Annotated in this window: 11 protein-coding genes; 3 read left to right on the top strand and 8 right to left on the bottom strand. The window is 72.7% G+C overall.

The features are described 5' to 3' along the window. Positions 1-849, top strand: an 849-nt coding sequence (locus tag AB0D74_RS17730; RefSeq protein WP_362586903.1) for an NAD-dependent formate dehydrogenase, incomplete at its 5' end; no start/stop codon positions are given. Here AB0D74_RS17730 and AB0D74_RS17735 read toward each other — a convergent pair. The 7 genes from AB0D74_RS17735 to bla all read right to left on the bottom strand — a co-directional run bounded on the left by AB0D74_RS17735 (position 846) and on the right by bla (position 7,350). Next, the gene (locus AB0D74_RS17735; protein ID WP_362586906.1) at positions 846-2,072 is read right to left on the bottom strand and encodes a cytochrome P450; all 1,227 of its coding nucleotides are present in this window, start codon (positions 2,070-2,072) and stop codon (positions 846-848) included. The two genes, AB0D74_RS17730 and AB0D74_RS17735, sit on opposite strands and share 4 nt — an antisense overlap. A gap of 75 nt (positions 2,073-2,147) precedes the next feature. Further along, complete coding sequence (locus AB0D74_RS17740) at positions 2,148-3,356, bottom strand: cytochrome P450 (protein WP_362586909.1); 1,209 nt, start codon at positions 3,354-3,356, stop codon at positions 2,148-2,150. Continuing rightward, positions 3,353-3,946, bottom strand: a complete 594-nt coding sequence (locus AB0D74_RS17745; protein WP_362587595.1) for an ATP/GTP-binding protein — start codon at positions 3,944-3,946, stop codon at positions 3,353-3,355. The genes AB0D74_RS17740 and AB0D74_RS17745 overlap by 4 nt, the downstream gene beginning before the upstream one ends. Before the next feature lie 13 nt (positions 3,947-3,959). Then, positions 3,960-4,307, bottom strand: coding sequence for a DUF742 domain-containing protein (locus tag AB0D74_RS17750; protein ID WP_362586912.1), 348 nt, complete (start codon positions 4,305-4,307; stop codon positions 3,960-3,962). Next, a complete protein-coding gene (locus AB0D74_RS17755; RefSeq protein ID WP_093506900.1) occupies positions 4,304-4,711 on the bottom strand; it encodes a roadblock/LC7 domain-containing protein in 408 nt (135 codons plus the stop codon). The genes AB0D74_RS17750 and AB0D74_RS17755 overlap by 4 nt, the downstream gene beginning before the upstream one ends. After that, positions 4,708-6,294 carry an ATP-binding protein gene (locus AB0D74_RS17760; protein WP_362586916.1) on the bottom strand — a complete coding sequence of 529 codons (1,587 nt, stop codon included), beginning with the start codon at positions 6,292-6,294 and terminating at the stop codon, positions 4,708-4,710. Before AB0D74_RS17760 ends, AB0D74_RS17755 begins: the two co-directional genes overlap by 4 nt. A gap of 180 nt (positions 6,295-6,474) precedes the next feature. Further along, positions 6,475-7,350 (bottom strand): class A beta-lactamase, encoded by an 876-nt coding sequence (gene bla, locus AB0D74_RS17765; RefSeq protein ID WP_362586919.1) that lies wholly within the window; start codon positions 7,348-7,350, stop codon positions 6,475-6,477. Between the two features lie 229 nt (positions 7,351-7,579). Here bla and AB0D74_RS17770 point away from each other — a divergent pair, with 229 nt between their 5' ends. Both AB0D74_RS17770 and AB0D74_RS17775 read left to right on the top strand, forming a co-directional pair. Beyond that, a complete protein-coding gene (locus tag AB0D74_RS17770; RefSeq protein ID WP_362586922.1) occupies positions 7,580-8,380 on the top strand; it encodes a hypothetical protein in 801 nt (266 codons plus the stop codon). A gap of 192 nt (positions 8,381-8,572) precedes the next feature. Further along, complete coding sequence (locus tag AB0D74_RS17775) at positions 8,573-11,947, top strand: pyruvate carboxylase (protein WP_362586925.1); 3,375 nt, start codon at positions 8,573-8,575, stop codon at positions 11,945-11,947. A 56-nt stretch (positions 11,948-12,003) separates the two neighbouring features. Here AB0D74_RS17775 and AB0D74_RS17780 read toward each other — a convergent pair whose 3' ends face one another. Beyond that, positions 12,004-12,978: a hypothetical protein gene (locus AB0D74_RS17780; protein ID WP_362586928.1), complete on the bottom strand. Its 975-nt coding sequence runs from the start codon at positions 12,976-12,978 to the stop codon at positions 12,004-12,006. Between the last annotated feature and the right edge of the window lie 58 nt (positions 12,979-13,036).

Here is a 13,036-nt window from a genome sequence, read left to right on the forward strand (position 1 = left end):
CCGGAGCGGATCGCCGCCGCGCCGAACCTGAAGCTGGCGATCACCGCGGGCATCGGCTCCGACCACGTCGACCTCGACGCCGCCATCGCGCACGGGGTGACGGTCGCCGAGGTGACGTACTGCAACAGCATCAGCGTCGCCGAACACGTCGTGATGATGATCCTCGGGCTGGTCCGCAACTACCTGCCGTCCCACCAGGTGGTGCTGGACGGCGGCTGGAACATCGCGGACTGCGTGAGCCGGTCGTACGACCTGGAGGGCATGCACGTCGGAACCGTCGCGGCCGGCCGGATCGGTCTCGCCGTCCTGCGGCGCCTCGCGCCCTTCGACGTGAAGCTGCACTACACCGACCGGACCCGGCTGCCCGAGTCCGTCGAGCGCGAGCTGAACCTGACCTTCCACGAGAGCGCGGCCGACATGGCCCCGCACTGCGACGTGGTCACCGTCAACGCGCCGCTGCACCCGGAGACCGAGGGCCTGTTCGGCGAGGAGCTGCTCGGCACCATGAAACGCGGCGCCTATCTCATCAACACCGCCCGGGCCCTGATCGTCGACCGGGACGCCGTGGACCGGGCGCTGCGCAGCGGGCGACTGGCCGGGTACGCGGGCGACGTCTGGTACCCGCAGCCCGCCCCCGCCGACCACCCCTGGCGCACCATGCCGCACCAGGGGATGACCCCGCACATCTCGGGCTCCAGCCTCTCCGCCCAGGCCCGCTACGCCGCCGGCACCCGGGAGATCCTGGAGTCCTGGCTGACCGGCCGGCCGATCCGCGACGAGTACCTGATCGTCGACGGCGGCAGGCTGGCCGGCACCGGAGCCAAGTCGTACTCCGTGCACACCCGCTAGGGGTTCAGCCGGACCGGCAGCTCGAAGAGGTCGTTCTGGGTGACCACCGGCTTGTTGCGCAGCTCGGACGCCGGTACCGCCAGGTCCAGGCCGGGGAAGCGGTCGTACAGCGCGGGCAGCGCGACGCCCGCCTCCAGGCGGGAGAGCGCGGCACCCGGGCAGACGTGCGGGCCGTGCCCGAAGGAGATGTGCCGGTTCGGGGACTCCCGGGTGACGTCGAACTCCCCGGCGCTCGGCCCGTGCGCGTTCTCGTCGCGGCCTATCGCGGCGTACGACACGATGAGCGCGTCGCCCGCCGGGAGTACCTTGTCGCCGACCTGGACGTCCTCGGTGGCGAACCGGATCAGGACGTGCGAGGTCGGGGTGGACCAGCGCAGGGTCTCCTCGACCACCGCCGACCAGTCCACCTCGCCGGAGAGCACCCTGGCCCGCTGGTCGGGGTGGGCGGAGAGGTTGACCACCGCGTTCACGATCAGGGAGATCGTCGTCTCGTGCCCGGCCGCCACCATCAGCTGGAGGGTGGAGACGATCTCCGCGTCGGTGAGGTGGTCGCCGTCCTCGGAGGCCAGGATCAGGGCGCTGGTCAGGTCGTCGCCGGGCTCGGCCCGCTTGGCGGCGACCGTCGCCGCCATGATCCCGGCCAGCTCGGTGAGGGTCGCGATGACCTCCGCGGGCGGGGTCTGCGTGGAGAAGAACTTCTCGAACAGCACCTTCAGGCGCGGCAGTTCGGCCTCGTCGATGCCCATCAGGTCGGCGACGACGTACATCGGCAGCGGGTAGGCGAAGGCCGCCTTGAGGTCGACCGTCCCCCCGTCCGCCGGGAGGCCGTCGAGCAGGTCCTGGGTGAGCTTCTGGATCCGCTCCCGCATCTGCTCCACCCGGCGCGGGGTGAGCGCCTGCGCGACCAGCGTGCGCATCCTGCGGTGGTCGGCGCCGTCCACGGTGAGCATCGAACGGCCGGGGTTGGCGAGGCCGATCAGCGGCCAGTCCGGCGCGATCTCCCCGCGCTGCCAGGCACCCCACACGTTGATGTCCTTGACCAGGCGCGGGTCGGTGAGCAGCGCCTTCGCCTCGGCGTGGTGCGTGACGGCCCACACGGGGACCCCGCCGGGCAGCTCCACGGCGGCGAGCGGACCGGCGGCGCGCAGCCGCGCGCTCTCGCCTTCGAGGTCGGTGACGAAGGGGTCGAGGGCGATCCGGGCTTCTTCGGTACCGGTCGTCATCGTGGCATGCCTCCCAGGGCAGGGTCGGAGTACTGCGCCGATCGGTGTGCTGCTGCGCCGAACTGTCGGGGGTGACTACAGGGCGGGTACGGGCGTGAACCGGACGGGCAGCTCGGTCAGCCCCCGCAGCCAGGGCGAGGGCCGGCGGGTGAGGCTGTCGGCGGGCACCGCCAGGTCGATGTCCGGGAGCCGGTCGAGGACCACCTCGATCCCGGTCCGCGCGACCACCTCGGCGACCTCCTGCGCGGGGAACGGGCAGCGGTGCTCGCCGTGCCCGAAGGAGAAGTGCGCGTTGTTGCCGCCGGTCAGCGCGGAGGCGTCGGTGCGCACCTGCGGATCGGAGTTGGCGCCCTGGAGCCCGAGGATCAGCAGGTCACCGGCGCGGATCCGGCGGCCCCCCAGCTGGGTGTCCCGGGACGCCCAGCGGCCGGCGATGTTCTGGCTGGGGGTGTCCTCCCACAGCACCTCGTTCATCGCCTCGGCGACACTGTTGCGCCCGCCGAACAGGGAGGCGGCGAACCGGTCGTCGGTGAGCATCAGGCGCAGCGAGTTGCCGATCCAGTCGGCGGTCGGCTGGTGCCCGGCCGCCATCATGACCATCAGGTCCTGCATGATCTCTTCGTCGGTGAACCCGCTCTTGTCCTGGAGCATCCGCGACACCACGTCGTCGGCCGGGTCCGCCTTCCGGTCGGCCAGCAACTGCGCCATGGACGAGCCCAGATGCTGCTGCCCGGCGAGCGCCCGCTCACGCCCGTCGATCATGTCGTTGAGCGCGGTGACCAGGCCGGGCCCCTCCTCGTCGGAGAAACCGTACAGCCGCGCCAGCACCCGTACCGGCAGCAGCATCGCGTACTGGCCGATCAGGTCCGCCTCGCCGCTCGTGCACAGTCCGTCGATCAGCTCGTCCGCGAACCGCTCGGCGTGCCCGCGCAGTTCGAACGGGTCGACGGCCTCCAGCGCGTCGCTGATCATCCCGGCCCGCTCGCGGTGCCGTTCGCCGACGGTGTAGAGGATCGAGGGCTGCTTGCGGCCGATCATCGGCAGCAGCGGCCAGTCGTCGGGGATCATGTCCCACTGGTTCCACAGGTCCGAGTCCCGGCTGAACAGCACCGGGTCCCCGGTCACCTGGTGCAGCTCGCGGTAGCCGACCACCAGCCAGGCCGGCACGTCCCCGTCGAGCACGACGGGGGTGACGGCACCGTGGTCGCGCCGCATCTCGCGGTACAGACGCGCCGGTTCGGTCTGGAACCGGGGGCCGCCGAGCGGCACGGCATCGGGGGTCACACGAACTCCTGTCGGGGCAGGTCCGCCGGTGCGGACGGGCCGGCGTACCGGTTCTTGACGTGCTGGACGAGCGTGATCAGTACCTGCTTGCCGGACTCCCGGGACCGGGCGTCGCAGTTGACCAGCGGGACGTGCGGGTCCAGGTCGAGGGCGTGCCGGACGTCCTCGGGCGTGTGCACCGGGCCGCCGAAGTCGTTGCAGGCCACGATGAACGGCGTGCCGTGCTTCTCCAGCCGGTCGATGGCGTACCAGGAGTCGCCGATCCGCCGGGTGTCGACCAGGACGACGGCGCCGAGGGTGCCGGAGAACAGCCGGTCCCACAGGAACCAGAACCGCTCCTGGCCCGGCGCCCCGAACAGGTACAGCACGTTGCGGGCGTCCAGGGTGATCCGGCCGAAGTCGAAGGCGACGGTGGTCGCGGACTTGCCGCGCACCTCCCGGATGTCGTCGACCTCCTCGCCGGCCTGGGTCATCGTCTCCTCGGTGTTGAGGGGACGTATCTCGCTGACCGAGCGGACCAGGGTGGTCTTGCCGACGCCGAAGCCGCCCACGACCACGATCTTGAAACCGTGGTCGGCGGAGGCACCCAACGGGGTGCGCGCGTCAGAGGTTGCGGAGTCCAACGAGCACCTGCTCCAGGATGTCGGGGTCGGTGATGGCCGGCCGGTGGGGGTGGCGGGCGCTGACCCGGCCGGCCGCCTGCAGGTCGCCCAGCAGGATCTTGGTGATGCTCACCGGCAGCCTCAGCTCCGCGGCGATCTCCACCACCGAGGTCGGGAACTCGGCCAGGCGCAGGATCGCCGCGTGCTCCGACTGCATGCCGGGCGTCGGCTCCGACTCGGCGACCACCAGGGTGACCAGGTCGAAGGGGCTGTCGGGGCCGGAGCCGCTACGGCCGCCGGTGATGGTGTACAGGCGGTCGGGCGCGTCGTCCCTGCCCGGGCGGCTCATGACGTGCGGGGCTGCGCGGTCAGGTGCTCGCCGAGCTGCTCCACCAGTTCGCTCATGTTGTGCCCGACCAGCCCGGGGTCCGCGTCCTCGCTGGTCACCACGGCCAGGTGGGCGCCCTCGCCGGCCTCGACGATGAACAGCACACCGCCGTAGAACTCGGTCATCGCCGACCGCACGCCGCCGCTGCCGTCGCCGAACTCGACGGACGCCCCGTGCGACAGCGACTGGATGCCGGCGGCGATCGCGGCGAGCTGGTCGGCCTGGTCGACGGAGAGCTCCGGCGTACGGCACAGCTTCAGTCCGTCGCGGGACAGCACGAGGGCGTGCCGCGCGCCCGGGGTGCGCTCCAGAAGGCCTTCGATGAGCCAGGTGAGCTTGGAGTCGGCGGTGGTCCTGCCGGTCATGAAGTGGGGTCGCCTTCCGGGTACGCATGCGGGTGGGACGTGTGTTCTGGACCGGACTCCGGGTGGGGCGCGGGGGCCGGGTCGTGTGCGGGGGTGGGGGCGTACGGGGCGGCCGGCTCGCCGGGGGTGCCGGGGGCTTCGGCGGAGCGGGCGTCGTGCGCGGCCGGGCGGACGGCCTGCCGGAAGCTGTTGAAGCGGGCGGCGCGGACCTGGGCGTCCGCGCCGCCGGGCGCGGGGCGCGGCTCGGCCGGCTGGGGCGCCGACCGGCGCTCGGCCTCGGCGAGGGTCCGGCCGCGCCGCCGCCTGGGCAGCCCGGTGGATCCGTCCTCGTCCTCGTCGGGCTCGGCGGCGGACTCGTGCACGGGTGTCGGGTCCGGCACTGCCGGTGCCGGTGCGGCGGTCTGCGTCTCCGGCTCCAGCTCCGGTGCCGAGGCGGGTTCGTCGGCGACCGGGCGGGTCAGCAGGTCCTGCGGGACCAGCATCAGCACCCCGGTGCCACCGCGTGCCGACGGCCGGAACGACACCTTCAGGCCGTGCTTGCGGGCCAGCCGGCCGACCACCGCGAGCCCGAGCCGGGTGCCGCTGAGGCCGCCCAGTTCGGTGCTGTCACCGGTGACCGCCCGTTCGGCGCGGCGCAGCTGCACGTCGCCCATCACCAGGCCGCTGTCCTCCACGGACACGATGACCCCGGCCGGCACCTCCTCCACGTACACGTGGACCTCGGCCGTGGGCGGCGAGAAGTTGGCCGCGTTGTCGAGGAGTTCGGCCAGCGCGTGCATGACACCCTCGGCGGCGTGTCCGGCGACGGCCGTCTCGCTCACCGAGTGCACCCGCACCCGGCGGTAGCCGCTGATGCGGCCCATCGCGCCGCGCAGGATCGACTCCATGCTGATCGGCCGGGCCCAGCGGCGGCCGGAACGCGCCCCGGTGAGCACGGCGATGGAGTCGGCGAGCCGGCCCGCCTGGGCGGTGCGGTGGTCGAGGTGGAGCAGGTCGGCCAGCACGTCCTCGTCGCTGTGCCGGTCCTCCATGGCCCGCAGGTCGGCGAGGGTGGCGGTGGCCAGGGCCTGCATCCGTCCGGCCGCGTTGCCCGCGGCGGCGATCGCGGCGGCCCGTTCCCGCAGGGCGCGCTCCAGTTCGGTGGTGAGCCGGGCGTTCTCCTGCCGGTACCAGTCCAGTTCCTGACCGCTGTCCTGGTGGATCCGGCTCCGCTCCTGCTCGAAGGATTCGGCGAACTCGCTGCGCTGCTGGGCCAGTTCGTCGATCAGCCGCTGCTGCTCCTGGCGTGCGTCCTCGGTGGTCCTGGCCTGCTGCTGGAGCAGCCGCCCGATGTCCTGGCTCACCGCCTCCAGCCGGCGCCGGGCGCCGCGTGCGGCCCGCGTCGCGTGCACGGCCCAGGTCACCGCCGTGCACAGCAGCAGCGCGGCGGCGCTCCCGCCGAGGGCGAGGGGCGTGCGGACCGAGGCCGGCGCGGCGGTCGCCGCGGCGAAGACCGCGAGGGCCGACACCACCGCGGTCAGCGCGAAGGTCGGGACGAGCGTACGGAGGGCAGGTCGTTCGCCGGGGTGCGTGGGCGCGGTCATCGGTCCGGTCTGGTCCTCGGAGCAGGTAGGGATGTGTGTCCGGTGAAGGAGTTGTGACGCTCGGTGTTGAACTGCGCGTCACTATACGAGAGTTCGTGATCGAAACAGAACGGTTCCGGTCTCATTGCAGAAAACCTGCTGCGAGGAAGGTGACTTGCTGTGTTCCGACTGTGAACGATCTTATGCGCCGCCCCGTCCGAAGGTGTCCGCCGCGATCGTGGCCGCCTCCCTGACCAGCGGGGAGTCCGCCTGGGCGGCGGCATCGGCATGGGTGGAGAGGACGGCCAGGACGAGCGGCGCGCGGCCCGGGGGCCAGGCGACCGCGACATCGTTGGCGGTGCCATAGCCGCCGGTTCCGGTTTTGTCGCCCACCGTCCAGTCGCCGGGCAGCCCGGCGCGGATCCGCTCGCCGCCCGTGGTGTTGGCGAGCAGCCAGCCGGTGAGCCGCCGCCGGTCGGCACCGGCAAGGGCGTGACCGACCGTCAGCTTCACGTAGGTCGTGGCGATGGCCAGCGGAGTGGTGGTGTCGGTGACCCGCCCCGGCTCCCCGGAGTTCAGCTCCGGCTCCCACCGGTCCAGGCGGGTCACCCCGTCCCCGAGCGAACGGCACAGCCTCGTCACCGCCACCGGCCCGCCCAGTTGCTCCAGCAACAGGTTGGCCGCGGTGTTGTCGCTGTACGAGATCGAGGCTCCGCACAGCTCCGCGACGGTCATTCCCGCGGCGAGATTCTCCGGTTGTCCGGTGACCGGGGCGCCGCCCGCCCGCTCGACATCGCTCTCGTCGTAGTGCACGACCCTGCCGAGCACGTCCTCGCCGAGGTCGCGCAGGACGGCGGCGACCGCGAGCGGCTTGTGCACCGAACACATCGGGAAGAGCTCGCCCGACCGGTACCCGAACCGCGCCCCGGACCCGGTGTCCCGGGCGAACACCCCCAGCCGGGCTCCGTGTTCGCGCTCCAGGGCGCGCAGTCTCCTGGTCGCTCCCGGGGCCGGCGGGACGGTCACCGCCGCCCCCAGGGCCGAGGCCAGCACCGTGCGACGCGACACTTCACGCATGACCGCTCCTTTACCGGGACGACGCTCAGGGGGACGCGATTGCGGCCGTGCGGGTTCAGCCGTGGACGGGTGATAAATCCGACGTCGATATCCGACCATCCGTAGCTCCCGCATCGTCGCAAATGATCCAAACGTCTATACGATGACGCGTGGAACGGCCCGGGCACGGAGAACCTCTTGGAGTGCGCAGGCCGACGACGGGGACGGTGTCGAGGGGGGCGATGCCTTCGTGAAAGGCGACTGGAGCCGGGTGGCCGCGCGGGCGGTCCGGTTCACGGGGCGCACGCTGCGCGGCGAATGGCACGCCGTCGTGGTGGATCCGGTACGGCAGTTGGTACGGCGCGGTCTGTCCGGGCTCGTGCTGGCGTTCGTGGCCGCGTTCGGCGTCATCTTCTTCCACGGCATCGCCCAGCACCCCTTCGGCCGACGGCTGGTGTGGCACCTCGGCGGTGTCACCGCCGACCTGCCGCTGTGGCTCTCCCTGCTGCGTACCCCGGTGTCGCTCTACGTCCCGGCGCTCGACCTGCCGGTCTGGGCGGGCATCACCCAGCTCTTCCTCGCCTTCGCGCTCGCCGAACTCACCCTCGGCCGCGGCCGGACCCTCGCCGTCGCCTACGTGACCACCCTGGCCGGCACGATGACCGCCCGGGTGATGGTCGCCCTCGGCCCCGGCTGGTGGGGTTTCGGCCTGCCCCCGGAGGTCGGCCGGATCCTCGACACGGGTCCGTCCGCCGCCGTGGTGGGCCTCTTCACCTACCTGGCGGTGGTCCGGCGCGCCCCCGTCGTCTTCACCCTCACCGGCGGCTCGATGGTGTGGGAGTCCGTCACCGTGCCGAACCTCGCCGGCCGCGAGCACCTGATCGCCGTGGCCGCCGCGGTCGTCCTCGGCCTGCTGCACGGCCGCCGGCTGCCGTTCCCCGTCCGCCTGGCGGAACGCCTCGGCACCACGCCGTCGCCGCCCCGGTCGGACCCGCCGACACACCGGCCGAGCCCACCGCGCCACCCCGTACCGTCCCTCCGGCTGCCCTGAAGACTCCCCAACCCTCCCGGATTCCCCGAAAACCCATATGTCACGCGGCAGACCCGCCGAAGTGCTCAACAACGTCAATGTGATGGTTTTCGCACTTCAGCCGGTCCGGCCAACCCCTAATGTTGCGCGGGCTACGGCAGGGCGCGGCTGACACCATGGTGTTCGTCGCCGGCAGGCTGAAGGGATCCAGGGATGTTCCGCAAGGTGCTGGTCGCCAACCGTGGAGAGATCGCCATCCGCGCATTCCGCGCGGGCTACGAGTTGGGTGCGCGCACGGTCGCCGTCTTCCCCCACGAGGACCGCAACTCGCTGCACCGGCTGAAGGCCGACGAGGCCTACGAGATCGGGGAACCGGGACATCCGGTGCGCGCCTACCTCTCCGTCGAGGAGATCGTGGCCGCGGCCCGCCGGGCCGGGGCCGACGCCGTCTACCCCGGCTACGGCTTCCTCTCCGAGAACCCCGAACTCGCCCGCGCCTGCGAGGAGGCGGGCATCACCTTCGTCGGACCCAGCGCCCAGACGCTGGAGCTGACCGGCAACAAGGCCCGCGCGGTCGCCGCCGCCCGCGCCGCCGGCGTCCCGGTGCTCGGCTCCTCCCAGCCCTCCAACGACATCGAGGAACTGGTCCGGGCCGCCGACGAGATCGGCTTCCCGCTGTTCGTGAAGGCCGTCGCCGGCGGCGGTGGCCGCGGCATGCGCCGGGTCGAGGACCCGGCCGCGCTGCGCGAGTCCATCGAACAGGCCTCCCGTGAGGCGGCCTCCGCGTTCGGCGACCCGACCGTCTTCCTGGAGAAGGCCGTCGTGGACCCCCGTCACATCGAGGTGCAGATCCTCGCCGACGGCGCGGGCAACGTCATCCACCTCTTCGAACGGGACTGCTCGCTCCAGCGCCGCCACCAGAAGGTCATCGAGCTGGCCCCCGCGCCCAACCTCGACCCCGAACTGCGCGACCGGATCTGCGCCGACGCCGTCCGCTTCGCCCGCGAGATCGGCTACCGCAACGCCGGCACCGTCGAGTTCCTCCTCGACCCCGCGGGCAACCACGTCTTCATCGAGATGAACCCGCGCATCCAGGTCGAGCACACGGTCACCGAGGAGGTCACCGACGTCGACCTGGTCCAGGCCCAGATGCGCATCGCCTCCGGCGAGACCCTCGCCGACCTCGGCCTGTCCCAGGAGACGGTGAAGCTGCACGGCGCCGCCCTCCAGTGCCGCATCACCACCGAGGACCCGGCCAACGGCTTCCGCCCCGACACCGGCCGCATCAGCGCCTACCGCTCCCCGGGCGGCTCCGGCATCCGGCTCGACGGCGGAACCACCCACGCCGGTACGGAGATCAGCGCGCACTTCGACTCCATGCTGGTCAAGCTCACCTGCCGGGGCCGGGACTTCAAGGCCGCCATCGGGCGCGCCCGGCGCGCGGTCGCCGAGTTCCGCATCCGCGGCGTGGCCACCAACATCCCCTTCCTCCAGGCGGTCCTGGACGACCCGGACTTCCAGGCGGGCCGGATCACCACGTCGTTCATCGAGCAGCGCCCGCACCTGCTCACCGCCCGCACCTCCGCCGACCGCGGCACCAAGCTGCTCACCTACCTGGCCGACGTCACCGTCAACAAGCCGCACGGCGAGCGCCCCCATCTGATCGAGTCGACCACCAAGCTGCCCGCGCTCCCGGCCGGCGAGCCGCCCGCGGGCTCCCGGCAGCGGCTCGTCGAACTCGGCCCCGAGGGGTTCGCGCGCGCCCTGCGCGAGTCGCCCACCATCGGCATCACCGACACCACCTTCCGCGACGCCCACCAGTCCCTGCTCGCCACCCGCGTGCGCACCAAGGACCTCCTCGCCGTCGCCCCGGTCGTCGCCCGCACCCTGCCCGAACTGCTCTCCCTGGAGTGCTGGGGCGGCGCCACCTACGACGTGGCGCTCCGCTTCCTCGCCGAGGACCCCTGGGAGCGGCTCGCCGCGCTGCGCGAGGCCGTTCCCAACATCTGCCTCCAGATGCTGCTGCGTGGCCGCAACACCGTCGGCTACACCCCGTACCCGACCGAGGTGACCGACGCCTTCGTCCAGGAGGCCGCCGCCACCGGCATCGACATCTTCCGCATCTTCGACGCCCTCAACGACGTGGGCCAGATGCGCCCCGCCATCCAGGCGGTACGCGAGACGGGCACCGCGGTCGCCGAGGTTGCCCTCTGCTACACCGCCGACCTGTCCAACCCCGACGAGCGCCTCTACACCCTCGACTACTACCTGCGGCTCGCCGAGCAGATCGTCGAGGCGGGCGCGCACGTCCTCGCCGTCAAGGACATGGCCGGCCTGCTGCGCGCCCCGGCCGCCGCGAAGCTGGTCTCGGCGCTGCGCAGCGAGTTCGACCTCCCCGTCCACCTGCACACCCACGACACGGCGGGCGGCCAGCTGGCCACCTACCTCGCCGCGATCCAGGCGGGCGCGGACGCGGTGGACGGCGCGGTGGCCTCCATGGCCGGTACGACCTCGCAGCCCTCCCTGTCGGCGATCGTGGCCGCGACCGACTACTCGGAGCGTCCCACCGGGCTCGACCTGCGGGCGATCGAGGACCTGGAGCCGTATTGGGAGAGCGTCCGCAAGGTCTACGCCCCCTTCGAGGCGGGTCTCGCCTCGCCGACCGGCCGCGTCTACCACCACGAGATCCCCGGCGGCCAGCTCTCCAACCTGCGCACCCAGGCCGTCGCGCTCGGCCTCGGCGACCGCTTCGAGGACATCGAGGCCATGTACGAGGCCGCCGACCGGATCCTCGGCCGCCTGGTCAAGGTCACCCCGTCCTCCAAGGTGGTCGGCGACCTCGCCCTGCACCTGGTCGGCGCCGGGGTGAGCCCGGAGGACTTCGAGTCGACGCCCGACCGGTTCGACATCCCCGACTCGGTCATCGGCTTCCTCCGCGGCGAGCTGGGCACCCCGCCCGGCGGCTGGCCGGAGCCGTTCCGCACCAAGGCCCTCCAGGGCCGCGCCGCCGCCAAGCCGACGCCGGAGCTGTCCGCCGAGGACCGCGAGGGCCTGGCCAAGGAGCCCCGCACCACCCTCAACCGGCTGCTGTTCCCGGCCCCGACCCGCGAGTTCGAGACGCACCGCCAGACCTACGGCGACACCAGCGTCCTCGACAGCAAGGACTTCTTCTACGGGCTGCGCCCGGGCAAGGAGTACTCGGTCGACCTGGAGCCCGGCGTCCGGCTGCTCATCGAGCTCCAGGCGGTCGGCGAGGCCGACGAGCGCGGCATGCGCACGGTGATGTCGAGCCTCAACGGACAGCTGCGGCCGATCCAGATCCGGGACCGGGCCGCGGCCTCCGACATCCCGGTCACCGAGAAGGCCGACCGCGCCAACCCCGGCCATGTCGCGGCCCCGTTCGCCGGCGTGGTCACGCTCGCGGTGGCGGAGGGCGCGGAGGTCGAGGCGGGCGCCACGGTGGCCACGATCGAGGCCATGAAGATGGAGGCCACCATCACCGCCCCGAAGGCCGGCCGGATCTCCCGGCTCGCCATCAACCGCATCCAGCAGGTGGAGGGCGGCGACCTGCTGGTCGAGATCGCCTGAGGCCGGACAGCCCCGGGGGAGAGCGGGGGAGGGCCGGGTCCGCCCGGCCCTCCCGGCTACGAGCGGGAGAAGTGCGCGGCGAGCAGGGCCTTCAGCAGGTTCGGGTCGCGCTGCGTGGAGTAGGCGGCGCTCGCCACGAACACGTCACGGCCGTGCACCGCGAGCGAGGTCGGGTTGGACAGCCCCTCCTGCACCGTCAGGACCGTGCCGCGGGTGCCGTCCGGGGCGACCAGCACGACCTCGTTGGACGGGTTCAGCGCGGCGAGCACGAGGTCCGAGTGCCCGGGGAAGACGAAGTCGTCGACCCCGGTGAGGCCGGTCGCCCGCGTCTCCGCCCGCCCCGCCGAGCCGTCCGCGCCGACCGGGATGCGCAGCAGGGTGCCCCGGTCGGTGTTGGTGACCCACACCGCGTCCTTGTGCACCTTGATCCCGTCGGCGCCGAAGCCGCTGGCCGACGGGACCCCGGAGAGTTCGGTGCCCGTGGCCCAGGCGGTGGGCGTGCCGCCCGACTGCGGGACGCGCCACACCGTGCCCCGCACCGAGTCGGCGGCGTAGAGCACGCCGTGCCTCTCGTCGAGGGCCAGCCCGTTGGGCAGGCCGTCGGGCGGCAGTTGGGCGATCTGCTCGGGCCTGCCGCCGCCCGCCGGGATGCGCCAGACGCCGGTCCGGTCGGTGCCGGTCGCGTAGTTGACGTACAGGGTGCCGTCGTGCGCGCGGGCCAGGCCGTGCGTGACCGCGGTGTTCACGAGGGGCGTCCGGGGGTGCTTCTCGTCGGGCAGGGTGGCGAGGACCCGGACCCGGCGCTCGCGGGTGACCTTGACGACCTGCCGGGCGACCGCGAAGGACATGTCGACCGAGCCGCCCTGCTCGGCGACGACGCTCTCCGGCGTCTGCCCCCGGGCCAGATCGAAATGGGCGACGGCGTGCGGGCGGGAGAGGACCGGCTCGTCGCTCGCGGCCGGAACCGCCGCGAGCAGGCCGATCGCGACCACGGCCGGGGCGACGGCGGCCCGGCGGGGGAATCGGGGCATGTGACCTCTTTCGACGGGAGCGCAGGGCTCCGGCGTACCGGTCACACCAAGATGACCC

This window comes from Streptomyces sp. NPDC048278, from assembly GCF_040652195.1.
Taxonomy (GTDB): domain Bacteria; phylum Actinomycetota; class Actinomycetes; order Streptomycetales; family Streptomycetaceae; genus Streptomyces.

Coding starts and splice junctions, on each gene's coding strand:
- AB0D74_RS17755 (WP_093506900.1), bottom strand. CDS start 4,711: ATGACCGGCAGGACCACCGCCGACTCCAAGCTCACCTGGCTCATCGAA.
- bla (WP_362586919.1), bottom strand. CDS start 7,350: ATGCGTGAAGTGTCGCGTCGCACGGTGCTGGCCTCGGCCCTGGGGGCG.
- AB0D74_RS17780 (WP_362586928.1), bottom strand. CDS start 12,978: ATGCCCCGATTCCCCCGCCGGGCCGCCGTCGCCCCGGCCGTGGTCGCG.
- AB0D74_RS17750 (WP_362586912.1), bottom strand. CDS start 4,307: ATGAGCCGCCCGGGCAGGGACGACGCGCCCGACCGCCTGTACACCATC.
- AB0D74_RS17760 (WP_362586916.1), bottom strand. CDS start 6,294: ATGACCGCGCCCACGCACCCCGGCGAACGACCTGCCCTCCGTACGCTC.
- AB0D74_RS17775 (WP_362586925.1), top strand. CDS start 8,573: ATGTTCCGCAAGGTGCTGGTCGCCAACCGTGGAGAGATCGCCATCCGC.
- AB0D74_RS17735 (WP_362586906.1), bottom strand. CDS start 2,072: ATGACGACCGGTACCGAAGAAGCCCGGATCGCCCTCGACCCCTTCGTC.